At 39.2% G+C, this 24,873-nt stretch carries 18 protein-coding genes, 2 rRNA genes and 1 pseudogene; 10 read left to right on the top strand and 11 right to left on the bottom strand.

Going from position 1 to position 24,873, the window contains the following annotated elements; all coding sequences use genetic code 11:
* Positions 1–127 precede the first annotated feature (127 nt).
* Both PYW36_RS03615 and rrf read left to right on the top strand, forming a co-directional pair.
* Positions 128–3,054: ribosomal RNA gene (locus PYW36_RS03615) — 23S ribosomal RNA — on the top strand.
* Between the two features lie 87 nt (positions 3,055–3,141).
* Positions 3,142–3,256, top strand: a 5S ribosomal RNA gene (gene rrf / locus PYW36_RS03620).
* 43 nt (positions 3,257–3,299) lie between these two features.
* Here rrf and ilvA read toward each other — a convergent pair.
* Genes ilvA through ilvD form a run of 9 tightly spaced genes read right to left on the bottom strand, consistent with a single transcriptional unit; the run spans position 3,300 to position 14,112 of the window.
* Positions 3,300–4,568, bottom strand: coding sequence for a threonine ammonia-lyase IlvA (gene ilvA, locus PYW36_RS03625; RefSeq protein WP_103159718.1), 1,269 nt, complete (start codon positions 4,566–4,568; stop codon positions 3,300–3,302).
* A gap of 13 nt (positions 4,569–4,581) precedes the next feature.
* Positions 4,582–5,154 (bottom strand): 3-isopropylmalate dehydratase small subunit, encoded by a 573-nt coding sequence (gene leuD / locus PYW36_RS03630; RefSeq protein WP_037575623.1) that lies wholly within the window; start codon positions 5,152–5,154, stop codon positions 4,582–4,584.
* A gap of 1 nt (position 5,155) precedes the next feature.
* Positions 5,156–6,526, bottom strand: coding sequence for a 3-isopropylmalate dehydratase large subunit (gene leuC / locus PYW36_RS03635; RefSeq protein WP_103159717.1), 1,371 nt, complete (start codon positions 6,524–6,526; stop codon positions 5,156–5,158).
* A gap of 3 nt (positions 6,527–6,529) precedes the next feature.
* Positions 6,530–7,579, bottom strand: a complete 1,050-nt coding sequence (leuB, locus tag PYW36_RS03640) for a 3-isopropylmalate dehydrogenase (protein ID WP_103159716.1) — start codon at positions 7,577–7,579, stop codon at positions 6,530–6,532.
* A complete protein-coding gene (locus PYW36_RS03645; RefSeq protein WP_103159715.1) occupies positions 7,576–9,111 on the bottom strand; it encodes a 2-isopropylmalate synthase in 1,536 nt (511 codons plus the stop codon). The genes leuB and PYW36_RS03645 overlap by 4 nt, the downstream gene beginning before the upstream one ends.
* Positions 9,112–9,143: 32 nt before the next feature.
* Positions 9,144–10,163: a ketol-acid reductoisomerase gene (ilvC, locus tag PYW36_RS03650; RefSeq protein ID WP_084276051.1), complete on the bottom strand. Its 1,020-nt coding sequence runs from the start codon at positions 10,161–10,163 to the stop codon at positions 9,144–9,146.
* 18 nt (positions 10,164–10,181) lie between these two features.
* A complete protein-coding gene (ilvN, locus tag PYW36_RS03655) occupies positions 10,182–10,655 on the bottom strand; it encodes an acetolactate synthase small subunit (RefSeq protein ID WP_037575637.1) in 474 nt (157 codons plus the stop codon).
* Positions 10,652–12,406 (bottom strand): biosynthetic-type acetolactate synthase large subunit, encoded by a 1,755-nt coding sequence (ilvB, locus tag PYW36_RS03660; RefSeq protein WP_103159714.1) that lies wholly within the window; start codon positions 12,404–12,406, stop codon positions 10,652–10,654. The genes ilvN and ilvB overlap by 4 nt, the downstream gene beginning before the upstream one ends.
* 17 nt (positions 12,407–12,423) lie before the next feature.
* On the bottom strand, positions 12,424–14,112 hold the full coding sequence (gene ilvD / locus PYW36_RS03665) for a dihydroxy-acid dehydratase (protein WP_103159713.1): 1,689 nt from the start codon (positions 14,110–14,112) through the stop codon (positions 12,424–12,426).
* 420 nt (positions 14,113–14,532) lie between these two features.
* Between ilvD and tsaE the strand changes: the two genes are divergently transcribed.
* The 4 genes from tsaE to tsaD are packed head-to-tail and all read left to right on the top strand — an operon-like array spanning position 14,533 to position 17,090.
* On the top strand, positions 14,533–14,982 hold the full coding sequence (tsaE, locus tag PYW36_RS03670) for a tRNA (adenosine(37)-N6)-threonylcarbamoyltransferase complex ATPase subunit type 1 TsaE (protein ID WP_103159712.1): 450 nt from the start codon (positions 14,533–14,535) through the stop codon (positions 14,980–14,982).
* Entirely contained in the window at positions 14,975–15,640 is a 666-nt protein-coding gene (gene tsaB, locus PYW36_RS03675; RefSeq protein WP_103159711.1) for a tRNA (adenosine(37)-N6)-threonylcarbamoyltransferase complex dimerization subunit type 1 TsaB, read from the top strand. The genes tsaE and tsaB overlap by 8 nt, the downstream gene beginning before the upstream one ends.
* Positions 15,610–16,074: a ribosomal protein S18-alanine N-acetyltransferase gene (gene rimI, locus PYW36_RS03680; RefSeq protein ID WP_103159710.1), complete on the top strand. Its 465-nt coding sequence runs from the start codon at positions 15,610–15,612 to the stop codon at positions 16,072–16,074. The genes tsaB and rimI overlap by 31 nt, the downstream gene beginning before the upstream one ends.
* Positions 16,071–17,090 carry a tRNA (adenosine(37)-N6)-threonylcarbamoyltransferase complex transferase subunit TsaD gene (tsaD, locus tag PYW36_RS03685; RefSeq protein WP_103159709.1) on the top strand — a complete coding sequence of 340 codons (1,020 nt, stop codon included), beginning with the start codon at positions 16,071–16,073 and terminating at the stop codon, positions 17,088–17,090. Before rimI ends, tsaD begins: the two co-directional genes overlap by 4 nt.
* 21 nt (positions 17,091–17,111) lie before the next feature.
* On the opposite strand, the gene PYW36_RS03690 is transcribed toward tsaD, so the two are convergent.
* Together PYW36_RS03690 and PYW36_RS03695 are read right to left on the bottom strand one after the other, a co-directional pair.
* Positions 17,112–18,734, bottom strand: coding sequence for a MutS-related protein (locus tag PYW36_RS03690; RefSeq protein ID WP_103159708.1), 1,623 nt, complete (start codon positions 18,732–18,734; stop codon positions 17,112–17,114).
* Between the two features lie 335 nt (positions 18,735–19,069).
* Positions 19,070–21,010 (bottom strand): ABC-F family ATP-binding cassette domain-containing protein, encoded by a 1,941-nt coding sequence (locus tag PYW36_RS03695; protein ID WP_103159707.1) that lies wholly within the window; start codon positions 21,008–21,010, stop codon positions 19,070–19,072.
* Positions 21,011–21,177: 167 nt separating this feature from the next.
* On the opposite strand from PYW36_RS03695, the pseudogene PYW36_RS03700 reads away from it, so the two are divergent.
* The 4 genes and pseudogenes from PYW36_RS03700 to PYW36_RS03715 all read left to right on the top strand — a co-directional run.
* Positions 21,178–21,279 (top strand): annotated as a pseudogene (locus PYW36_RS03700) (redox-sensing transcriptional repressor Rex); the annotation flags it as partial.
* 171 nt (positions 21,280–21,450) lie between these two features.
* On the top strand, positions 21,451–22,533 hold the full coding sequence (locus PYW36_RS03705) for a YeeE/YedE family protein (RefSeq protein ID WP_037575667.1): 1,083 nt from the start codon (positions 21,451–21,453) through the stop codon (positions 22,531–22,533).
* A 21-nt stretch (positions 22,534–22,554) separates the two neighbouring features.
* Entirely contained in the window at positions 22,555–22,779 is a 225-nt protein-coding gene (locus PYW36_RS03710) for a sulfurtransferase TusA family protein (RefSeq protein ID WP_037575670.1), read from the top strand.
* A gap of 340 nt (positions 22,780–23,119) precedes the next feature.
* Positions 23,120–24,604 (top strand): sucrose-6-phosphate hydrolase, encoded by a 1,485-nt coding sequence (locus tag PYW36_RS03715; RefSeq protein ID WP_103159706.1) that lies wholly within the window; start codon positions 23,120–23,122, stop codon positions 24,602–24,604.
* Positions 24,605–24,873: the final 269 nt, after the last annotated feature.

A 24,873-nucleotide genomic window follows, 5' to 3' on the forward strand; every position in this document is an offset into this window, starting at 1 on the left:
AGCGAAAAGCTTGAAACAAAAATTATCGCTAGTCGTCGACAGACGACTCACAATAATTAATAACTGGTGGATGTTGGTTATTGTTCAATTCGAAAGCCGAATGTAAACGATTGCCAAAACATCAAAAGATTAAGTTATTAAGGGCGCACGGTGGATGCCTTGGCACTAGAAGCCGATGAAGGACGTTACTAACGACGATATGCTTTGGGGAGCTGTAAGTAAGCTGTGATCCAGAGATTTCCGAATGGGGGAACCCAACACGAGTTATGTCGTGTTATCCGCATGTGAATACATAGCATGTGAGAAGGTAGACCCGGAGAACTGAAACATCTTAGTACCCGGAGGAAGAGAAAGAAAAATCGATTCCCTGAGTAGCGGCGAGCGAAACGGGAAGAGCCCAAACCAACAAGCTTGCTTGTTGGGGTTGTAGGACACTCTGTACGGAGTTACAAAGGAATATGTTAGACGAATAACCTGGAAAGGTTAATCAGAGAAGGTAAAAATCCTGTAGTCGAAAACATCTTCCCTCCTGAGTGGATCCTGAGTACGGCGGAGCACGTGAAATTCCGTCGGAATCTGGGAGGACCATCTCCCAAGGCTAAATACTCTCTAGTGACCGATAGTGAACCAGTACCGTGAGGGAAAGGTGAAAAGTACCCCGGAAGGGGAGTGAAAGAGAACTTGAAACCGTGTGCTTACAAGTAGTCAGAGCCCGTTAATGGGTGATGGCGTGCCTTTTGTAGAATGAACCGGCGAGTTACGATCTGATGCAAGGTTAAGCAGAAAATGTGGAGCCGTAGCGAAAGCGAGTCTGAATAGGGCGAATGAGTATTTGGTCGTAGACCCGAAACCAGGTGATCTACCCTTGGTCAGGTTGAAGTTCAGGTAACACTGAATGGAGGACCGAACCGACTTACGTTGAAAAGTGAGCGGATGAACTGAGGGTAGCGGAGAAATTCCAATCGAACTTGGAGATAGCTGGTTCTCTCCGAAATAGCTTTAGGGCTAGCCTCAAGTGATGATTATTGGAGGTAGAGCACTGTTTGGACGAGGGGCCCCTCTCGGGTTACCGAATTCAGACAAACTCCGAATGCCAAATAATTTAACTTGGGAGTCAGAACATGGGTGATAAGGTCCGTGTTCGAAAGGGAAACAGCCCAGACCACCAGCTAAGGTCCCAAAATATATGTTAAGTGGAAAAGGATGTGGCGTTGCCCAGACAACTAGGATGTTGGCTTAGAAGCAGCCATCATTTAAAGAGTGCGTAATAGCTCACTAGTCGAGTGACACTGCGCCGAAAATGTACCGGGGCTAAACATATTACCGAAGCTGTGGATTGTCCTTTAGGACAATGGTAGGAGAGCGTTCTAAGGGCGTTGAAGCATGATCGCAAGGACATGTGGAGCGCTTAGAAGTGAGAATGCCGGTGTGAGTAGCGAAAGACGGGTGAGAATCCCGTCCACCGATTGACTAAGGTTTCCAGAGGAAGGCTCGTCCGCTCTGGGTTAGTCGGGTCCTAAGCTGAGGCCGACAGGCGTAGGCGATGGATAACAGGTTGATATTCCTGTACCACCATGATTCGTTTTAAGCGATGGGGGGACGCAGTAGGATAGGCGAAGCGTGCTGTTGGAGTGCACGTCCAAGCAGTAAGACTGAGTGTTAGGCAAATCCGGCACTCATTAAGGTCAAGCTGTGATGGGGAGAGGAAACATGTTTTCCTCGAGTCGTTGATTTCACACTGCCGAGAAAAGCCTCTAGCTAGAAGATTGGTGCCCGTACCGCAAACCGACACAGGTAGTCAAGATGAGAATTCTAAGGTGAGCGAGCGAACTCTCGTTAAGGAACTCGGCAAAATGACCCCGTAACTTCGGGAGAAGGGGTGCTCTTTGAGGTTCACGCTTCGAAGAGCCGCAGTGAATAGGCCCAAGCGACTGTTTATCAAAAACACAGGTCTCTGCTAAACCGTAAGGTGACGTATAGGGGCTGACGCCTGCCCGGTGCTGGAAGGTTAAGAGGAGTGGTTAGCATTAGCGAAGCTACGAATCGAAGCCCCAGTAAACGGCGGCCGTAACTATAACGGTCCTAAGGTAGCGAAATTCCTTGTCGGGTAAGTTCCGACCCGCACGAAAGGCGTAACGATTTGGGCACTGTCTCAACGAGAGACTCGGTGAAATCATAGTACCGGTGAAGATGCCGGTTACCCGCGACAGGACGGAAAGACCCCGTGGAGCTTTACTGTAGCCTGATATTGAAATTCGGTACAGTTTGTACAGGATAGGTAGGAGCCTTAGAAACGTGAGCGCTAGCTTACGTGGAGGCATTGGTGGGATACTACCCTAATTGTATTGGATTTCTAACCCGCAACTCTTATCGAGTTGGGAGACAGTGTCAGGCGGGCAGTTTGACTGGGGCGGTCGCCTCCTAAAGTGTAACGGAGGCGCTCAAAGGTTCCCTCAGAATGGTTGGAAATCATTCATAGAGTGTAAAGGCATAAGGGAGCTTGACTGCGAGACCTACAAGTCGAGCAGGGTCGAAAGACGGACTTAGTGATCCGGTGGTTCCGCATGGAAGGGCCATCGCTCAACGGATAAAAGCTACCCCGGGGATAACAGGCTTATCTCCCCCAAGAGTTCACATCGACGGGGAGGTTTGGCACCTCGATGTCGGCTCATCGCATCCTGGGGCTGTAGTCGGTCCCAAGGGTTGGGCTGTTCGCCCATTAAAGCGGTACGCGAGCTGGGTTCAGAACGTCGTGAGACAGTTCGGTCCCTATCCGTCGTGGGCGTAGGAAATTTGAGAGGCGCTGTCCTTAGTACGAGAGGACCGGGATGGACATACCTCTGGTGTACCAGTTGTCGTGCCAACGGCATAGCTGGGTAGCTATGTATGGACGGGATAAGTGCTGAAAGCATCTAAGCATGAAGCCCCCCTCAAGATGAGATTTCCCAACTTCGGTTATAAGATCCCTCAAAGATGATGAGGTTAATAGGTTCGAGGTGGAAGCGTAGCGATACGTGGAGCTGACGAATACTAATCGATCGAAGACTTAATCAATTTAGTTCATAAGGTGATGCTTGTGAAACAATACTTACTATCTAGTTTTGAATGTATAAACATTCATTTTACGAAGTGAAAAAATTGTTTGGTGACAATAGCAAAGAGGTCACACCTGTTCCCATGCCGAACACAGAAGTTAAGCTCTTTAGCGCCGATGGTAGTCGGACTTACGTTCCGCGAGAGTAGGACGTTGCCAAGCAAACGAACCCCAAGTACACGATGTACTTGGGGGTTTTTTGATTTTATATGAGTAAGGAATAAAGCATTTTGTTTTCATTAATATAAATGTGTTTGGGGTCAAATTGATGGATATGGTCTTTTAATTGAGCCAAATCTTCATGAAATTTCAGTTGGATGCCGATGATGACGGTACCTGTATTTTGTGAAGCTTTTTTAAGATATTCAAATTTTGTGATGTCGTCATTGGGTCCTAAGACCTCATTGACAAATTGTTTTAATGCGCCCGGTCTTTGAGGGAAGTTTAAAATAAAATAATGTTTCATTTCTTCATATAAGAGTGAGCGCTCTTCAATTTCTTTCATTCGATGAATATCATTGTTTCCACCACTCACAATACAAACAACATTTTTACCTTTGATTTGAGTTTTATATTGTTCTAAAGCACTGATACTTAATGCCCCAGCAGGTTCTGCGACGATGGCTTGTTTAGAATACATATCTAGAATAGTAGAACAAACAGCACCTTCATCAATTTGTACATAACCGTCAAGAAGAGATTTACATATATTAAATGTATGTCTTCCTACCTTTGCCACAGATGCACCGTCAACAAATTTATCGATATTTTCTAATTGAACAATACGGTTTTGCGATACGGATTGAAACATACTGCTTGCGCCTAATGGTTCTACACCTATACAACGTGTTGATGAAGAATGTGCTTTAAAGTAAGTAGAGACACCTGACATTAAACCTCCGCCTCCAATCGCTCCAAATACATAGTCAAAGTGAATAGCATCGTCATTGGCCTGGGCAAATATTTCTTTAGCTATAGTTCCTTGTCCAGCAATTGTATCAAGGTTGTCAAAAGGATCGATAAAGGTCATATTGTGGGCTTCGGTATATTTTAAAGCTTCTGTTAGACAGTCATCAAATGTATCACCGACGAGTTTAATCTCAACATTATGATTTCCAAAAAAAGTGACTTGATCAATTTTTTGATTGGGTGTTGTAATCGGCATGAAAATCACAGCTTTTAAATTTAATTGACGGGCAGTATAGGCGACCCCTTGTGCGTGATTTCCAGCGCTTGCACACGTGATTCCTTTTGCTTTTTGAGATGTATTAAGAACGGCAATGGCATTATAGGCTCCCCGTAATTTGAATGAACGGACCCATTGTTGATCTTCACGTTTCAAGTAGACGTTGCATTGATATTTTAATGATAAATAAGGGTCACGCTCAAGTGGTGTTTGTTTCACCGTGTCTTTTATACGTAAAAAAGCTTCATCTATTTCTTTTGAACTTAATGTGGGTGTTGTCACTGACATACCGTTCACTCCTTTAGTGGTTGAGCTCATAGGCTTCAATTTCTTTTTCGTGAGATAATGTCATGGCAATGTCATCAAGACCATGCAATAATTTATATTTCCATTGTGCTTCAATATCAAATGAAAACGTATGGGCGCCCGCTATTATTTTTTGATTAGGCAGATCAATCGTAATATCACCTTTTTGTGCGATAATTTGTCGTGCCTCATCCTCCATTCGAATAGGTAATAGGGCGTTTTTCGTACAATTCATATAAAAAATATCACTAAAACTTTTAGCAATTATCACTTGAAATCCAAAATCTTTGAGTGCCCAAGCCGCGTGTTCTCGACTTGAACCACAGCCAAAATTATCTCCGGTGACAAGTATTGTAGCGTCACGGTAGGCTGATTGATTTAAAATAAACTCTGGATTTTCTTCTCCGTTTTTTAAATAACGCCACTCATCAAATAAATAAGGACCAAATCCAGTTTTTGTAATGCGCTTGAGATGAACTTTCGGGATTATTTGGTCTGTATCGATATTGTCATGGAACAAGGGGACAACTTTACCTGTGAATTGGGTTATTGGTTGAATCGTTGTCATTTTATTTTGCCACCTTTCTAACGTCAACGAAGTGCCCATGAAGGGCTGCGACTACTGCCATTGCTGGCGAAACGAGGTGTGTCCGTGCACCTTTACCTTGACGTCCTTCAAAATTACGATTGCTCGTTGAAGCGCAGTGTACGCCATCTGGTACTTGGTCAGGATTCATGCCCAAGCACATACTACAACCGGGTTCACGCCATTCAAAACCAGCTTCTTTAAAAATACGATCGATACCGAGGGATTCTGCTTGTTTCTTAACTTGCCTAGATCCTGGTACCACGATGGCTGTGACGTTTGGATGGACTTTTTGTTTTTGGATATAGCTACTTGCTTCAATTAAATCTGACAATCTTGCATTAGTACATGAACCTAAAAAAACATAGCCTAAAGGGATATCTGAAGCATATTGACCTGGTTTTAAGTTCATGTATTGGTAGGCACGCGCATCATTTTGATTACGTATTTCAGGAAAAGGTGTTGTGACACTGACCCCCATTTCAGGATTTGTTCCCCAGGTTACTTGAGGTTCAAGGTTTGAAACGTCCAGGGCGACTGTTTTATCAAAATATGCATCATCATCACTATATAAACTGTCCCATTGGTCTCGTAATGTTTTGCTATCTTTGAAGTAGGGGCGTCCCTTTAAATATTCATAGGTTGTCATATCTGGACGAATTAAACCATATTTTGCACCAGCTTCAATTGCCATATTACAAAGGGTCATACGTTCTTCCATAGAAAGTGTATCAATGGTGTCACCATTAAATTCTAAAGCATAACCCGTTCCGAAATCGACGCCATATTGCTGAATTAAATATAGAATAATATCTTTCGCATAAACCCCCGTCGGTAAAGTGCCGCTCACTTCAATTTTTAAGTTCTTCGGTTTGATTTGCCATAAAGTTTGTGTTGCAAAAACGTGCTCTACCTCACTTGTTCCAATTCCAAAGGCGATAGCGCCAAAGGCACCATGAGTGGCTGTGTGGGAATCGCCACAAACCACCGTTTTTCCTGGTTGTGTTAATCCCAATTCCGGTCCGACCATATGTACAATACCTTGTTCATCTGATCCGATATCAAAGAGTGTGACATCAAATTCTTGACAGTTTTGTTGGAGTGCGTGAATTTGTTGATTCGCAATATCATCTTGAATATTGAAAATGTCTTTAGTGGGTACATTATGATCTAATGTGGCAAATGTTAAATCTGGACGACGTAAAGTTCTATGATTTAACCTCAGTCCTTCAAAAGCTTGTGGGGAGGTCACCTCATGAATAAGATGTAAATCGATATATATAAGTTGAGGTTCTCCTTCTTTTCCAGTGATGACATGGTTTGCCCAGAGTTTGTCAAAAAGTGTTTTGCCCATAAATTACGCCTCCTTAATATACGTTTTAATGCATTCGAATACTTCAGATGTCGTTAACGTCCCGCCAAGATCAGGTGTTGTGCTTCGTTGAGAAATGAGGTGATAGACACATTGTTCTAAATACTTTGCGACCTCATATAATTGAAAAGATTCTTTTAAACATAAAGCTAATGATAAAACCATGCCAAATGGATTGGCTTTGTTTTGTCCAGCAATATCAGGTGCGGAACCATGAATAGGTTCATACAAAGCAAGTCCTGCTTGATTTATACTTGATGAAGGTGATAGCCCTAATGAACCGGGTAACATAGAAGCTTCATCACTTAAAATATCGCCAAAAAGATTTTCAGTTACGATAACATCAAATTGTTGCGGGTTTTGAATGAGTTTCATGCTACAAGCATCGACTAGTAAATGCTCAAGCGTTACATCTGGATAAAGGCAGGCCACTTCTTCCATCGTTTGGCGCCAGAGTTTACTGCTTGCTAAAACGTTTTCCTTATCTACGGATGTCACCTTAGTTCGACGGGATTGTGCAAGCTGAAAGGCGACATGTGCAATGCGTTCAATTTCTGCTTTTGCATATTCAAGCGTATCTCTCGCGTAGGATGGTTCTAAACGACGTGGTGAACCAAAGTAGATGCCTCCCGTCAATTCTCGTACAATAATAAAATCTGTGTCTTTGACGATATGAGATTTTAAAGGTGAGAAGGGGATCATCTCTGTGGTTACTTTTGTAGGGCGAATATTGGCAAACAAGCCAAGTTCACTTCGTAATTTTAATAGCCCTTGTTCCGGACGAATTTTACAGTTTTGCCATTTAGGCCCACCTATCGCGCCTAAAAGAATTGCGTCCGCAGATTGACATGCTTTTAACGTATCATCTGGAAGTGGACTTTCTGTAGCATCAAAGGCACTTCCTCCGAGTAAATGTGTTTCAATTTGATATGAAAAGTGAAAGGTTTCTGCTAATAAATTAAGAATGTCTAATGTCCCACGCATTATTTCCGGTCCAATACCATCACCAGGGAGTGCGACAAGTTTAAACGTCATGTTACGTCACCTCGATTCTTCTCCTGCAATGCCATTGCTTTAGATGATGCTTCAACATAGGCTTTACAAGAAGCATAGAGAATATCATGATCGAACCCAACGCCATGGAACGTTTGATTTTGGACTTGAATCGCTACACGTACTTCAGCTTGAGCATCTATGCCTTCATTAATGGCTTCTATTCGATAATCTGTTAATTCAGGATGTATCTCAAAAATTCGATCGACGGCATTATATATCGCAACGATAGAGCCTGTCCCAATACACGCATCTTGATACGTTTGTCCAGTTTTATCTTTCAATACAACAACTGCACTTTGTAAACCTTTGGATACAAACTGTAATTGAAGCGTTTCTAATTGATAATAAGATTGTAATTCGTGTGCGGTGCCTTGTACGAGTGCATGAATATCTTGATCAGTCACTTGTTTTTTCTTATCTGCAACTTGTTTAAAAGCTTGAAATAGCACTTTTTGGTCTTCGGCTTCGATGGTGTAACCCAGTTGGCTAAGTTTTTCTTGAAACGCATGCTTACCCGACAACTTTCCTAAAGGAAGCTCAGTATGTTGAACACCGACTAATTGAGGGGTCATAATTTCATAAGTTTCGGGATTTTTAAGAAATCCATCTTGATGAATGCCTGATTCGTGACTGAATGCATTTTTACCCACGATAGCTTTATTACGTGGAATCGCAAGACCTGAATATCGAGAAATCAAATCTGAGGTCGCTTTCGTAAGATCAAGTTTAATTTGTGTTTGAGATGCATAATGATCTTGACGTACATAAAGCGCTAATGCGATTTCTTCCAGCGCCGTATTTCCAGCACGTTCTCCAATGCCATTAACGGCACCTTCGATTCGTGTAGCTCCATTTTCAATGGCAGAAAGACTATTTGCAACGGCAAGACCAAGGTCGTCGTGACAATGAGCACTGTAAATAATTTCAGTTTCTGAAATAATAGATTCTCGCAAAGCTTTAAAAATATGACCATATTCATTTGGATAACTGTATCCCACAGTATCCGGTATATTAATAACTGTAGCTCCAGCATTTACAGCTGTTTGAACACTTTCGATTAGAAAAGGTAAGGGTGTTCGTGTGGCGTCCTCTGGTGAAAATTGCACAACATCAAATAATGACTTGGCATAGGTGACATGTTCATTAATCGAAGCTAGCACCTCACTTTCGGTCATATTCAATTTCGATTCCAAATGAATCGGGCTTGTGGCAATAAATACGTGTATGGAAGGGTGGACGGCCTCTTTTGTGGCTTCATAAACAGCGTCAATATCCGCTTTGTAACATCTTGCTAATCCAGTGACGGTCGTACGTTTGAGTATTTGTGAAATGGCTTTAACAGATTCAAAGCTGCCTAGACTAGAAGCGGGAAATCCCGCTTCAATGACATCCACACCCCATCGTTCTAGTTGCTTTGCAATCTCTAAACGCTCGTCAAATGAAAAACTGACGCCAGGGGTTTGTTCACCATCTCTTAGAGTAGTATCGAAAATTTGAATATGACTTGTCATTAGGAACAACTCCTTTGATGTAGAGTGAAATATTATTTTTGAATTCGCTTTTGTTTAATAAAGGGCATCATCTCACGTAAAGATTGTCCCACTTCTGTAATCGGATGGTTTTGTTGTTGCTCTCGTAACGCTTTAAATTGTTCAAAATCATTTTGGTTATCTTTAATAAAGCGATCGCTAAATGCGCCTGATTGAATATCTTTGAGAACAGCTTTCATATTGGCTTTGGTATCATTGGTAATTACGCGAGGTCCAGAGACATAATCACCGAATTCTGCAGTATTTGAGATGGAATAACGCATATTTTCTAATCCACCTTCATACAATAAATCCACAATTAATTTCATTTCATGGAGGACTTCAAAATAGGCGATTTCTGGTTGATAGCCTTCTTCCACTAAAACTTCAAATCCACTTTGAATTAAACGTGTGACACCTCCACAAAGTACAGCTTGTTCTCCGAATAGATCGGTTTCTGTTTCTTCTTTAAATGTTGTTTCTAAAACCCCAGCACGTGTGGCACCAATCCCTTTTGCATAACTGAGCGCAATCTCACGCGCTTGACCTGAGGCATCTTGATGAACAGCAAATAGTGCTGGCACTGCAGAACCTTCTTGGAAAGTACGTCTCACAAGATGTCCAGGTCCTTTGGGTGCGACTAAAAATACATCGATATCACTAGGAGGTTGGATCACATTAAAATGAATGTTAAAGCCATGTGCAAACGCTAACGCATTATGTGATTTTAAATGAGGAAGAATTTCTTTTTCGTAAATATCACCTTGAATTTCATCGGGTAAAAGTACCATGATGACATCTGCTTGTTCAGTTGCTTCACTTATGGGAAAAACGTCAAAACCATCTTCTTTCGCTTTGTTAAATGATTTGCCTGGACGAATACCAATCACAACATGATAACCATTGTCTTTTAAATTTTGCGCGTGTGCATGGCCTTGAGACCCATAACCAATAATCGCAATCGTCTTACCTTGTAAAGCATCATTTTTAATGTTTTGATCGTAATATACGTTTGTCATAATAGAATCCTCCAATTTGTGAATTAATTTTGTTTAAACAATATTCGCTGTTCCTGTGCGTGAAACTTGTTCGAGCTCTAATGATGATAATTCATTTAAAAGTTGATCTAACATAAGTTGAGGACCAATGGCCTGTAAGTACATCGCATGATCATCTTCTTTTAAAATGGAAACAAGCGCATCATAAGAATGGAGTGTTTTTTCGAATGCCATTTTATCCTCAGGAACTTTTAATTTTATGAGTAGTAATTCTCTGTTAAAGGTATTGGTTTCAGTAATATCTTCAACAAGAAGTGTATTTATTTGTTTTTTTAACTGTTGAATAATCGTACGTGTGACTTTTTCGTTAGGAACTTCTGCGACAAATGTAATCTCTGTTAGGCCTTCTTCACGTGTGGGGCTAGCTGAAATATTTACGATGTTAAATTGGCGTCTTACGAATAAACTAGTTAATCGATTCAACGTGCCTACTTTGTCAAAGACTTTTAATTTAAATGTACGCCTCATAACAACCCCTCCATTTCGTGATTTGCTTTTCCACTAGGAACCATTGGTAGTACCGGTTCAGTAGGGGAGATTCTAATTTCTATAAAAGCAGGGCCATCGTATTGAAACGCTTCATCTAATGTTGTCTCCAAATCATTCGTGTGCTCTATTAAATAAGCCTTAACACCGTATGCTTCAACGAGTTGAATAAAATTGGGTTGATCATTAAACACAGAATGAGAAAAACGCTGTTTGAAAAATTTATCTTGCCATTGTTTTACCATCCCTAATGTTCCATTATTGATGAGTACAACTTTTATATTGAGTTGATATTCTTTTAAAAGTGCCAATTCTTGATTCGTCATTTGAAAGCCACCATCACCTACAAAAGCGACAACTGTTGATTGAGGAGAAGCAAATTGAGCCCCAATCGCCGAAGGAATTCCGAATCCCATTGTGCCTAAACCACCGCTTGTGATAAATTGTCCGTGGGTTCTAAAAGGATAAAATTGTGCAACCCACATTTGGTGTTGTCCGACATCTGTCGTCACGAGGGCTTCTCCATTTGTAAGTTCTCCAATATATTCAATCGCGCGTTGAGGTTTACTTAATGGCGTATCTTTCTCTTTTGAATATTTAAAAGGGTGTTTTTCTTTATTCTGTTGCACTTGCTTTAGCCATGCCTCGTGTTGAACTGTTGAAAACGGTAAGTTTAACAACTGGTCTAAAACCGCTTTAACATCTGCTTCAATGCCTAAATCAGTGTCGATGATTTTATTGATTTCTGAGGGATCAATATCTACGTGAACAATCGTGGCATTTGGGGCAAAATTTTCTGGATTACTTGCCAAACGATCATCAAAACGAGAACCTAAATTGATGAGTAAGTCACAATCTGTAAGCGCCATGTTACTTGCATATGAGCCGTGCATGCCACCCATTCCTAAAAATAAAGGGTGTTCATAAGGAATCGCACCTAAACCGTGTAAAGTCGTGACAACAGGGATTTTATGACGCTCAACAAATGTAAGTAAAGCCTTATTTGATTTAGAAAACTGTACGCCAGCCCCTGCTAAAATGAGTGGCTTTGTAGCGTGTTCTAAATACTTTTGTAATTGGTTGATGTCATCTTGACGTGGCGCGTAATTCACTTGATAACCTGGTGTTTCAACAATCGCTTCATGAGGGCTATCCGTTGAGAGCACGCCCATATCCTTTGGAAAGTCAATCACGACAGGGCCTTTCCTTCCAGAATTCGCAACGTAAAATGCTTCTTTGACTATTTTAGGAATGTCCTTAACGTCATTCACTTGGTAATTATGTTTGGTAATGGGTGTCGTCATAGAAAGTAAATCAGCTTCTTGAAAGGCATCCTTACCAATGCCTGGTGTAGCGACTTGACCCGTAATAACTACGAGAGGTAAAGAATCACTATAAGCATCGGCGATTCCTGTGAGTGTGTTTGTTGCCCCTGGACCACTCGTAACAACGACAACGCCGGGTTTACCACTGACACGGGCATATCCTTCAGCTGCATGAACTGCACCTTGCTCATGACGATAAAGAATATGGGGGATGCGCCCCTCATAAAATGAATCGTAAAGGGGAAGAACAGCACCTCCAGGGTAACCAAAAATATAGTCTACATTTTCCTCTAAAAAAGCATCGATAAGTAATTCTGCTCCTGACTTTAAGGTGGTTGGTTCAAATTCTGTGTTAGACGAATATGACTCAAATTCAATTGTGTCTATCACGTTTTTTTGATTAACCATAGAAATCCCTCCAATTTTTAAAGTAAGTGCTCGGGAACTTGCATAACACCGCCCGTATTTGCACTCGTCACTAATGCGGTATAGCGTGCAAGATATCCTGTTTTGACTTTCGCTTTAAATGGCTGTTGTGACGTGCGACGTTTTTCTAACGTTGTTGAGTCGACATGAAGTTCTAAACGACGTTGTGTTAAGTCGATAGTGATGTCATCGCCATCCTTTATAAGGCCAATAGGTCCGCCAGAAGCGGCTTCAGGTGAGATGTGACCTACTGCAATTCCACGTGTGGCTCCAGAAAAACGACCATCTGTAATTAAGGCGACCTCTTTTCCTAAGCCACGCCCCACAATAGATGAAGTAGGGGCTAACATTTCTGGCATTCCAGGCCCCCCTTTAGGTCCTTCATATCGAATGACTACGACATGGCCAGCACGGACCGTGTGGTTGTCAATGGCTTCAACGGCTTCATCATGACTATCAAAACAAATAGCTTTTCCTGTAAATGTTTTGATTTCTGGGTCGACTCCACCAACTTTAATCACAGCACCATCTGGGGCAATATTGCCATAGAGAATAGATAAACCGCCTTCTTTGTCATAAGGTCGATTTAGAGTTCTAATGACATCTGTATTTTGAATGGCTTTGCCTTCGTTATTTTCACGTAATGTTTGTCCTGTCACTGTGATACGGTCAGCATTTAAAACATTTTCTTTTTTTAACAATTCATTGATGATAGCAGGGACGCCACCCGCAAGATGTACATCTTCCATAGAATAAGAAGAGCTTGGTGCGATTTTAGAAAGGTACGGTGTTTTTTGAGCAATTTCATTAATACGTTCAAGGTCATAATCAATGCCAGCTTCATTAGCAATCGCTAACGTGTGTAACACTGTATTTGTGGATCCGCCCATCGCCATATCTAAGGCGAATGCATCATCAATCGCTTCTTTGGTTACGATATCTCGTGGTTTTAAATCATTCTTTACATTTTCTACGAGCTGTTTGGCGGCGCGTCTAATCAGTTCTCGACGTTCATCGCCGACTGCTAATGCTGTTCCGTTATAGGGGAGGGCTAGTCCAAGGACTTCCATTAAGCAATTCATGGAATTTGCGGTAAACATGCCTGAACATGAACCACAAGTGGGGCATGCATTTTGTTCCATTTCTAAAAATTCTTCTTTTGTCATGTGGCCTTCTTTAAATGCACCGACAGCCTCAAACATTGAAGATAGGGTGAGGGCTTTCCCTTGAGAAGATAACCCCGCCTTCATAGGTCCACCTGAACAAAAGACAGCAGGTACATTGGTTCGTACTGCAGCTAATAACATGCCGGGTGTAATCTTGTCGCAATTTGGGATATAGAACACCCCATCAAACCAATGCACATTGATGACAGTTTCAGCAGCATCTGCAATGATTTCTCTACTTGGTAAAGAATAGCGCATGCCAATATGACCCATTGCAATTCCGTCATCCACCCCAATCGTATTAAATTCAAACGGAATGCCACCTGCTTCTCTAATTGCTTCTTTAGCAATATCCCCGAGTTCTCTTAAATGAACATGACCAGGGACAATATCTATATAAGAATTACAAATCGCAATAAATGGTTTATTCATATCTGTAGGTGATTGGATTTGACCTGTGGCGTGTAAAAGGCTTCGTGCGGGTGCTTGATGATCACCTTTTTTTATTTTGTCACTTCTCATAGAATGACCTCCCTAAATCGATTTGAAAATAAAAAAATGCGTCCCAATTTTTAATTGGGACGCATCGTTTAAGTCCCATTCAAGTAGAAATAGGACTTAAGTGATTAGTAAGAAAATTTACTAATACTCCAGTCCTGAGCGTAATAATAAAATAATGATATTTTGTTGTTGTTGGGCTGTTCCATTTGTGAATGACATAGTATTACGCTCCTCTCCTGAATGGTATGTAAGTCAAATTGTTTGAATTGAAAGAATTGTCTAAAAATTCATGTACCTAATTTACCGCATCTAAAAAAGGTTGTCAACAAAAAATTCGAAATTTCCGAAAATTTCCTTTGTTAATCGCTTAAGAACTCTATAGAGTCAGAGTTAAAAAAATTTGTTACAATAGATAAGAAAATTGTATCAGGAGTAAAATCAATGATAAAAATAATAACCTTAGATGACTTACAAATATTTGCTGAAAAATTGACGTCCCAATTAAAGCCAGGGGATGTCATCCTTTTAGAAGGTGATCTTGGTGCAGGTAAAACAACGTTAAGTCAAATGGTCGGGCGCGCTTTAGGTGTTAAACGTACCATCAACTCACCGACTTTTAATATTATTAAATCGTACCAAGGGTCGGATATGGCATTTCATCATATGGATTGTTACCGATTAGAAAGTTCTGATGAAGATTTAGGTTTTGATGAATATTTTGAAGACCATGCGGTGACCATGGTCGAGTGGAGTCAATTTATTCAAGAATACTTACCAGAGCATTGTTTGAAATTAATCCTTCGTGTGATGGAAGATGACGTTAGAACGATTGAAATTGAAACTTCTGGAGAACATTTTAACGAAATGAAGGAGTATCTCGAACATGATTAGTTTACTTTTAGATAGTTCAAATCAACCTTTATCGGTGGCCGTGATGGAAGACGATGATGTATTGGCTTCAAGAACGAATGGCGAAAAAGTTAATCACTCTATTCAGCTCATGCCAACAGTAAAAATGTTACTAGAAGAAGCAAATCTTACGCCAAAACAATTAGACGCAATCATTGTAGCCAAAGGACCTGGCTCCTATACAGGCTTAAGAATTGGTGTAACGACTGCTAAAACGTTAGCGTATACATTAAACATCCCTTTGTACGGGGTCTCTTCTTTACAAGCTTTAGCTGCCACTATCGATGCACAAGAAAAAACGATTGTCCCGATATTTAACGCACGCCGTGGATTTGTGTTTGCGGGAATTTACCAATGGCAAAATGGCAAGTTAAAGGCAGTGATGGAAGATCAATATATTGCTTTAGAATCCTTACTGTCAAAACTTGATACTTATTCCGATGCCATTTTTGTTGGGGAAGATGTGCGTGTATTTGAAACTGAATTACAACCTTTTGACACCATCGCCAACTTACCGAAAGCAGAAACAATGTTTGCTTTACAGGGTGAAGCAGTGAATGTTCATACGTTTGTGCCATCTTATTTAAAATTATCGGAGGCGGAACAAAATTGGATGAAGCAACAATCAAGCAAGAATTAAATATTCGACGTATGACAGTGGCTGATGTGCCAAGTGTTTTTGAAATTGAACGTCTCAGTTTTAATGATAGTTCATGGACAAAAGAAGCCTTTTACCATGAAATCGAAGAAAATAATTTTGCGCATTATTTTGCTGTCGAATATGGAGATTTAATTATAGCGTATTTAGGGGCTTGGATCGTTGTAGATCAAGCACAAATCACGACGATTGCCGTTAAACCTGAATTTCGTGGCTACGGTTTAGGTCAACACTTATTAAAATATGTGATGAACTATTGTGCACAAGTGGCCAATATGATGAGTTTAGAAGTTAGAGTTGAAAATACTGTGGCACAGCATATTTACCAAAAATTAGGTTTTGAATATGGTGGGAAACGTGTTAATTATTATGGAGAAGGAGAAGATGCTTTAGTGATGTGGGTGAATCTAAAATGACTCAAAATACAAGAATTTTAGCAATTGAGACCAGTTGCGATGAAACAAGTGTAAGCGTGATCGATAATGGAACACAGCTCATCAGCAACAGTGTTTTAAGTCAAATCGATAGTCATAAACGATTTGGGGGTGTTGTACCAGAAGTCGCAAGTCGACATCATGTTGAAAATATGACTTTAATGATTGAAGATGCGCTACAAAACGCTGGATGTCATATGGAAGACATCGATGCGATAGCGGTGACTCAAGGGCCTGGACTCATCGGCGCCTTACTCGTAGGCGTGAATGCTGCCAAAGCGCTTGCATTCGCACATCAAAAACCATTAATCCCAGTACATCATATTGCAGGTCATGTCTATGCCAATCAATTAGAAGAGGGACTTCAATTTCCATTAATTGCCTTGATTGTCTCTGGGGGACATACAGAATTGGTTTATATGAAAAATCATCTAGATTTTGAAATTATTGGAGAAACGCGTGACGATGCTGTAGGAGAAGCTTATGACAAAGTCGCTCGGACTATTAATTTACCTTATCCTGGAGGTCCACATGTGGATCGTTTAGCTCATGAAGGGGAAGATACTTACGATTTTCCACGTGTTTGGTTAGAACAGGGAAGTTATGACTTTAGCTTTAGTGGCTTGAAAAGTGCTGTGATTAATAAACTGCATAATTTAAAACAAAAAGGTGAGACGCCTATCCCAGAAAATGTAGCCGCAAGTTTTCAAAATAGTGTTGTCGAGGTGCTTGTGGGTAAAGCTATCCGAGCATGTGAAGCTTATGGTGTTCAACAACTCATTGTTGCAGGTGGCGTGGCCAGTAATCAAGGATTAAGAGAAGCATTGCATCAAGCGACATCAGAAAAAGGCATTCAACTTACGATTCCTCCGCGTGCGCTCTGTACGGATAATGCGGCAATGATCGGAGCAGCAGCTTATTACATTTACCAAAAAGGTATCACCGCTGATTTAGATTTAAATGGAAAAAGTCAAATGGACATTGAAATGTATCGTTAAAAAAACACCGATGCACGGTAATCAATACTGTGCATCGGTGTTTTTGTGGTCAAACGACTCAACATGTTGTTTTGCATTTTGATAGATTGTGAGCGGAAAGTCCATAATACGGATTAATTCAAGTGCGTTACGTGTATTTGCAGGCCCTTTTTTAATTGTGTAATCAAAATGAATCGCATTTTGCTGAATTGTTTCGTTAAAATGATAATTTGCATAAATAGGATGAAGTTGACGGGTTAATTCAATATCATGTGTGGCTGCGATGACTTTAATTCCTTGAAATTGCGCCAAATATTCAAGAACGGCTTGTGAAGCGGCGATACGTTCTGCAGTATTTGTGCCTTTAAAAATTTCATCGATAAAAAAATAGTGTGGAATGGACGCATCGAAGTTTAATAAACGCCTTAATGATTTAATTTCTGCCATAAAGTAACTATCACCAGAAAGTACGTCATCAGCGTTTGCCATAGTCGTTTTCACAATGCCAGGCTGATAATGAAATTGTTGTGCCGTAACAGTTTGAACCGCTTGGGCAAGAATTAAATTTAGGGCGATGGCTTTCATAAACGTCGACTTTCCAGACGCATTAGAGCCTGTCAGTAACACATTTTGGGTAAAGTCAAAGTCATTTGGTACAGCTTGTTCAATTAACGGATGTGTCAAACCTTTAAATTTTAAATTGGATTTAACGATGGGGGTTTGGCAATTTTCATGATGATAGCGCCATTGTTTCACAGATAACAACGTATCTAATTCTCCAATATATCGATAACAAGCGTGTATTGTTTCTTCGTTTTCTTTAAATCGACGAACTAATAGGTGATATAAATGAATATCAATTAAAAAAATGTATTTAAATAATAAAACAAAATACCCCGGAATCGTCGTCACTTTTACGAGTAAAAAGCGCCAACGATTAACACGATTGAGTTGATTTAATGAATAGTGAAAAGGTAACGACAAATTTAATTTAGTTAAAGCATTAACAGTATAGATTACACGTCCTGTAAAAAATAAATTTTCCATATTTCGATCAATGACGTGATTAAATCTCATACTAATGACCATATTTAATATTAAAGAAAATAAAAAGGCAAAAATGCTTGTCGGTATATGAATAAAGCCAATAAGTACACTAAGAATCGGTAAAAAAGATAAGAAATAATAGAACCAATGAAACCGTGTCACGAACGCTTTCCAATGATATTTAGGGTAATGTTGCTTACCAAATTGTGCGAGCAACGTGACAATTTTTTCATGAAGTGTTGCATTCTTCTCAACTTGTGACCATATGTCAAACTGTTTTAATGTCGTTTGTAAGCGCAATACATGATATAAGTGATTTTCTCCAATAGAAGTATATGTATAATTCATCTTATGAAAAAGGGCATCCATATTTAAGTCGGACCATGTTTTATCATCTATCCAAAATGATTCATTCTTAGCTTTTTTTGTAAGTGAAGGATACATCTGATAATAAGTATCGTAGAAAGCGTATGGACGTTCTAAATCATCAAAAATATGTTTATGTTTTAAATGAGATTGAATAGACTTGCGAAATAAAATGCGCTGTCTAAGTTCTGTAATCCCCATCACAGAAAGCATGAGTAAAATTAATATTGATAAGAAAATATAATTGGCCATATAAATTACAATCCTTTGCAATGAGATAGAAAAATTATTGATGTATATATTTATTTTAACATAAGAATGTTCACGAAGTTATTCGTAATTTGTCAATAGGGAACATGCGTACTTATGCACAATTTGTTAACAAGTTGTGCATAAAATAGTTAATTTTAAGTGATGTTCTGTTGATAAGGTGTGTATATACAAGAGGTAGAGGATGTGAAATATTGTGGATAACTAGGATAAGTGTGTGGATAGCTTTTATATCAAGTAATCATAAAGTAGTTGATTGTCTATAAAATGTGAGGATAAAAAAATCCAGAGTATAAAATTTTACTCTGGATGAGGGGTTAATTTTCATATTCGCTTAACATAAGTTGTAATTCTTCCCATTGTTGCATCGTTTGTTCAAACTTTTGTTCGAGGTCAGTTCGCTCATTTGCTAATCGTGTTGTTTCTTCATAATTATTAATGACCTCTTCTGATGCCATAAGCGTATCAATAGAGGCAATTTCACTTTCGTAGGTCGTAATGAGCGCTTCGTTTTCTTCAATTTGGCGTTCTAATTTTCGTTTTTCACGCCTTAACGCTTTTTGGTCTTGATAATCGTTTGTTGGTTGTTCGGTCGTCGCCGATTCAGTAACATCTTGTTGTGCGTGATGCTCTGAAAAAGCACGTTGTTGTGCGATTTTTTCTAAATAATAAGCATAATCCCCTTGAATAAATTGACCGCCATTAGCATCTAAATCAAAAATTTTATTGGCTAAGGCATTGATAAAGTAACGATCATGTGAAACGAAGATTAAGGTGCCTTCAAAGTTTTGTAAAGCTTGTTCTAACATTTCTTTGGAATCAATATCCAAATGGTTTGTAGGTTCATCCAGTATTAAAACATTATTTCTTTCCAACATTAAAAGGGCGAGTTGAAGGCGTGCTTTTTCTCCACCAGATAAATCATTGATGACCTTTTTAACATCTTCTTGTGTGATTAGGAATCGACCTAATACGGCACGCACATCTTTTTCTGGCATTTCTCGGTATTGGTCCCACACAAAATCTAAGATGGATTTATTAGATTTGAATTCTGCTTGTTTTTGATCATAATAGCCTACTTTTAAATTAGAACCACGTTGAATCGTTCCAGCAATTGCAGGAATTTTTAAAGCCAATGTTTTGATAAAAGTAGATTTTCCTACACCATTAGGGCCGATGATACCAATACGGTCTCCTTTACTAATTTCTAAGGAAATCGGTTGTGTAATAGGGGAGGAGTAGCCGATTTCTAAATCTTTAATGTGCATCACATCATTACCTGTATTCCGATCAAAATCAAATTGGATATTCGCACTTTTAGCATCAAGCATTGGTTTTTCAATAAGTTCCATTTTTTCTAATTGTTTTCTGCGACTTTTAGCCATACCACTTGTGGATGCACGCGTAATATTTTTGTCAACGAAGGTTTCAAGCCTTTTAATATCTGCTTGCTGACGTTCATACTCTGCCATACGTTTTTCATAGTATTGATCACGAAGTTGAACATATTTTGCATAATTCCCTTTGTAGTGTTTCACTTCTCCTAAAGCGACGTCATAAACTTGTGTCACAATTTTATCTAGGAAATAGCGATCGTGTGAAATGATGACTATCGCACCACTAAAATATCTTAAATAATCTTCAAGCCATTCAGTCGTTTCCATATCAAGATGGTTCGTTGGTTCATCTAATAGAAGCAAATCAGGTTCACTTAATAGCATTTGTGCAAGTGACAGACGAGTTTTTTGCCCGCCACTAAAATCGTTGATAGGTCGATGATAGTCTTTCTCTGTAAAATCTAAACCATTCAAAACAGTCTTGATTTTACTTTCATATTGGTAGCCTTCCATTTTCTCAAATTGATTTGATAACAGTTCATAACGTTTGAGATGTTCTTGATAGCCTTCTGTCTCATAACGATCGGCATTTTGACTTAACCAATCGGTTTCTTGTTGCATCTTTTGTGCAATTGACTTAACTTCTTGGAAAGGCTTTGCCATTTCTTCAAAAACAGTTTCATCTGTATTTAACGTCATTTGCTGAGTAAGATATCCTAATTTTAAGCCTTTTACTTTTGAAATATGCCCACTATCATAGTCATCAACGCCCGCAATTATTTTCATAAGTGTAGATTTACCTGCGCCATTTCTACCGACAATGCCGATGCGTTCTCCTGTTTTTACTTCGAAATTGACATGACTAAAAATTTCTTCCCCATCAAAGGATTTTGAGAGTTGACTTAATTGCATTAATATCATGTTCTAACTCCTTTCATTCTTGTTTATTGTACAACAAAGTAAAAAGGTATCAAATAGATTAAGTTCCTTTAAAACGGGAATTCGGGTATAATAAGTAATGAATAAAGTTGGTGAATTTTTTAACAATGCTATGATTTTAAGTCAAATTGTAATTGCAATGATAATGACTTCATGTGCCTAATGATGTTCAAGTTCATCAAATTGATTTAGGTGTCGAGTTACAATCATTAATTTTCTTTATGAAAAATTATGGTAAAGAACAGGAATAAAGGTTGACAATAATCAATTTCATACAATAAGCGTTACGGGTTGAGTACAATTTCAACCCATTTTTTTATAAAATACACATGATGATACAGGTTATCATAAAGAAACTCTTGATTAATCAAACATATTTGATATAATTCTTATCATAATTATCGGGATAAGGAGAGAGTGACATGGTATGGACAATTTTTAGTGGACTTATTGTAGGAGTTCTCCTCGGTTTTGTCATGCAACGTACCCGTTTTTGTTTAACAGGGGGATTCCGAGATATGTATGTGCAGAAAAATAATAAAATGTTTTATGCCTTACTCATCGCTATCGCAATTCAGGCGTTAGGGATTTATATATTAAATATTATGGGCATCATTACAATTGATAACGGCACATTTCCTATTATCGGCACAATTATCGGTTCATTTATTTTTGGCATTGGGATTATTTTAGCAGGAGGATGTGCAACAGGAACGTATTATAGAGCAGGAGAAGGACTCATTGGAAGTTGGATTGCGCTAGTGATGTATGGTCTTTTTGCTGCGATTACGAAAAATGGCGTATTGGCGCCTGTTTTAAATCAAATCAATAGTCAAACTGTAACGAATGCGGATATGGCACAATCGACTGGAATACCAGGTTGGGTGTTTTTACTCATTTTAATTTTAGTGACACTATTTGTCGTAATAAAAACATTACGCCAACCGAAACCTAAGATTGCTATTCCCAAATTAAAGCCTAAGTTTAGTGGCGTGCGCCATTTTCTGTTTGAAAAACGTTTTCACCCGTTTGTCGCTGCTATTGCAGTGGGACTTATTGCATTACTTGCTTGGCCTATGTCAGGGTCAACAGGGCGAGACGGAGGTCTTGGAATTACGACGCCATCTTCTAATATTGTGATGTTTTTAACTACTGGAGACGTGTCAGTTGTCGATTGGGGAGTATTTCTAGTTATAGGTATCTTCTTTGGCTCTTATATTGCGGCACGAGGTTCTCGTGAATTTGCGTGGCGTTTACCTGATAAAAAAACAATACGTAATAGTGCAATTGGTGGTACTTGCATGGGCTTTGGCGCGGCAGTAGCTGGAGGTTGTTCTATTGGAAATGGTTTAGTGGCAACAGCTGCATTATCATGGCAAGGATGGATTGGGTTAATATTTATGATTTTAGGCACTTGGTTTATGAGTTATTTCATGTTTGTTCGTCCAATGAAAGCCGCACGACGTCAAAATATGACAAAAACACAAACGGTCAGTGTTTCTTAATTAAAAGAGGAGGTTAAAAGTATGGTACATGAATTAGGAACAGTTGGAATGGTTTGTCCATTTCCACTGATTGAGGCACAAAAGAAAATGGAAGAATTGGCCATTGGTGATGAATTGAAAATCGATTTTGATTGCACGCAAGCCACAGAGGCAATTCCAAATTGGGCAGCTGAAAATGGCTATCCAGTCACAAATTATGAGCAAGTCGGCAATGCTGCTTGGACCATTACAGTTCAAAAAGCTTAAGCAAATTTAATTTTTAAGAGGACAAGAGTGTCCTTTAAAGTTAGAAAGCCATCAAAATTTAGCCTTAGATAAATTTTGATGGCTATTTTCGTATAAAAGTAGGATTGAAAGACATTTGAGCGTAGATAAGCACTTCCTTATTATTAATTATTGATCTTTGCAACGCACTCGTAAGTTATAAAAGAGGCGACGTTAAAAAGATTTCATTGAAAAACCAAAGAATATGATAAAATAACATAGAGCTTGAAAAGAACGTGATAAGGCGTCCATTTCAGTACATACATAAACACCCTAGTATGAAGGGGTGCGACAATAGTTTTAAAGGAGGCAACTTAGTTTAATGGAACAATGGAGTCGCGAAAAGCGTTATCAAAAATTAGAAGATGTGCGTCAAGAGGAGTTAGATGAACTTAAAACGCGTGTGGCCGCATCTCCATTTCGGCAACATTATCACATACAACCCGAAACAGGGTTACTCAATGACCCCAACGGCCTCATCTATTTCCAAGGTCAATATTTACTCTCTCATCAATGGTTTCCTTTAGGTCCGGTACATGGTTTGAAATATTGGTTTCACTACAAAGGAAAAAATTTGGTTGATTTCAAACCACAAGGTGTATTACTACATCCAGATACGGAATATGATCGTCACGGCGTTTATAGCGGGAGTGCATTTGAGTTTAATGGGCAACTTTACTATATGTATACCGCTAACTTGAGGACAGCTACATGGGAACGAAAAAGTAGTCAAATGCTTGCGAAAGTTCATCCAGACGGTACGATTGAAAAGTTGACACAACCTGTAATTTCAGGACCTCCTGAAGGCTATACCGAACATTTTAGAGACCCTAAAGTATTTCTAAAAGATGGTCGTTTATATGCTGTGATAGGGGCACAAAGAGAAAATAAAACAGGGACAGTATTGGTTTATGAAGCGGTACATCCAGAAGAAACTTGGATATTTAAAGGTGAAATCCAAACGGACCTCTCTTCCTTTGGATATATGTGGGAATGTCCTGATTATTTTCAAATCAATCAAAAAGACGTCCTTTTATTTTGTCCTCAAGGTTTAGAATCTGAAGATAACGATTATCAAAATATTTATCAAAGTGGATATATAATGGGGACGTTGGATTTTGAGACGCTACACTTTAAACATGACGGTTTTGTTGAGTTAGATAATGGATTTGACTTTTATGCGCCACAAAGCTTTTTAGATGAGGCCAAACGCCGAGTTATCATTGGTTGGATGGGGCTTCCTGATACAGAATATCCTACTGATAAAGAAGGATGGGCACATTGTTTAACCGTGCCACGTATTTTAACGTATGAGGCAGGAGCATTGAAACAAAAACCACATATGGATTTACGTAAACTACGCCATAATAAAGAAACAGCGCTCGGTTATGCGAATAAATTTATCAAACAACTTCATCCCTATGAAGGGGAACAATATGAACTGATTGTCGATATATTAGAAAATGAAGCCTCAGCCATTGAGTTTCACTTAAGAGCATCAAAACAAGAAGCCACCATTATTCGTTACGACTCAAGAACAAAAGAAGTCTTATTAGATCGTTTTGACAGTGGTGAGCTCCCACATCCCGTAGAAGGGACAGTACGTGTGGCAAAGTTAAAATCAGACTTACAACAGTTACGCATTTTTGTAGATACATCAAGTATAGAAATCTTCTGTAATGAAGGTGAAAAAGTGTTAACTTCACGGATTTTCCCAAAACCAAATGCGAATAAAATTAAAGTTGTGACGGATTCTGGGCAAGTTTATTTGAAAATGACGAAATACGATCTTAAAAGCGAACAATAAAAATAGTTTCTATAATAAATCGAACTGATGTATAAATAATTTCATGTATTTGATTATTCCATAAAGCCTCGCTTTTCTAGGCGCCTCACCTCTGCATGAAAACGTTACGAATGAAATGAGTTACGTATTCAGTACACCTATGAACATATGTGAATAGGTGATCCATAGTTTAAGCTTGAGATAATCTCAAGCTTAAAATGGATTTTCGGTTTCGGCTAGATGCCTCAGAAGTCTCGGCTTAGGAACCAATCAAATACGCTATATTTATT

The organism is Staphylococcus chromogenes, from assembly GCF_029024625.1.
In the GTDB taxonomy this organism is placed as follows: Bacteria; Bacillota; Bacilli; order Staphylococcales; family Staphylococcaceae; genus Staphylococcus; species Staphylococcus chromogenes.

Bases quoted from the DNA above. Each gene is read 5' to 3' on its own strand.
- ilvA (WP_103159718.1), bottom strand. From the start codon at position 4,568: ATGTCAGTGACAACACCCACATTAAGTTCAAAAGAAATAGATGAAGCT.
- leuD (WP_037575623.1), bottom strand. From the start codon at position 5,154: ATGACAACGATTCAACCAATAACCCAATTCACAGGTAAAGTTGTCCCC.
- leuC (WP_103159717.1), bottom strand. From the start codon at position 6,526: ATGGGCAAAACACTTTTTGACAAACTCTGGGCAAACCATGTCATCACT.
- leuB (WP_103159716.1), bottom strand. From the start codon at position 7,579: ATGACGTTTAAACTTGTCGCACTCCCTGGTGATGGTATTGGACCGGAA.
- PYW36_RS03645 (WP_103159715.1), bottom strand. From the start codon at position 9,111: ATGACAAGTCATATTCAAATTTTCGATACTACTCTAAGAGATGGTGAA.
- ilvN (WP_037575637.1), bottom strand. From the start codon at position 10,655: ATGAGGCGTACATTTAAATTAAAAGTCTTTGACAAAGTAGGCACGTTG.
- ilvB (WP_103159714.1), bottom strand. From the start codon at position 12,406: ATGGTTAATCAAAAAAACGTGATAGACACAATTGAATTTGAGTCATAT.
- ilvD (WP_103159713.1), bottom strand. From the start codon at position 14,112: ATGAGAAGTGACAAAATAAAAAAAGGTGATCATCAAGCACCCGCACGA.
- tsaE (WP_103159712.1), top strand. From the start codon at position 14,533: ATGATAAAAATAATAACCTTAGATGACTTACAAATATTTGCTGAAAAA.
- tsaB (WP_103159711.1), top strand. From the start codon at position 14,975: ATGATTAGTTTACTTTTAGATAGTTCAAATCAACCTTTATCGGTGGCC.
- tsaD (WP_103159709.1), top strand. From the start codon at position 16,071: ATGACTCAAAATACAAGAATTTTAGCAATTGAGACCAGTTGCGATGAA.
- PYW36_RS03690 (WP_103159708.1), bottom strand. From the start codon at position 18,734: ATGGCCAATTATATTTTCTTATCAATATTAATTTTACTCATGCTTTCT.
- PYW36_RS03695 (WP_103159707.1), bottom strand. From the start codon at position 21,010: ATGATATTAATGCAATTAAGTCAACTCTCAAAATCCTTTGATGGGGAA.
- PYW36_RS03705 (WP_037575667.1), top strand. From the start codon at position 21,451: ATGGTATGGACAATTTTTAGTGGACTTATTGTAGGAGTTCTCCTCGGT.
- PYW36_RS03710 (WP_037575670.1), top strand. From the start codon at position 22,555: ATGGTACATGAATTAGGAACAGTTGGAATGGTTTGTCCATTTCCACTG.
- PYW36_RS03715 (WP_103159706.1), top strand. From the start codon at position 23,120: ATGGAACAATGGAGTCGCGAAAAGCGTTATCAAAAATTAGAAGATGTG.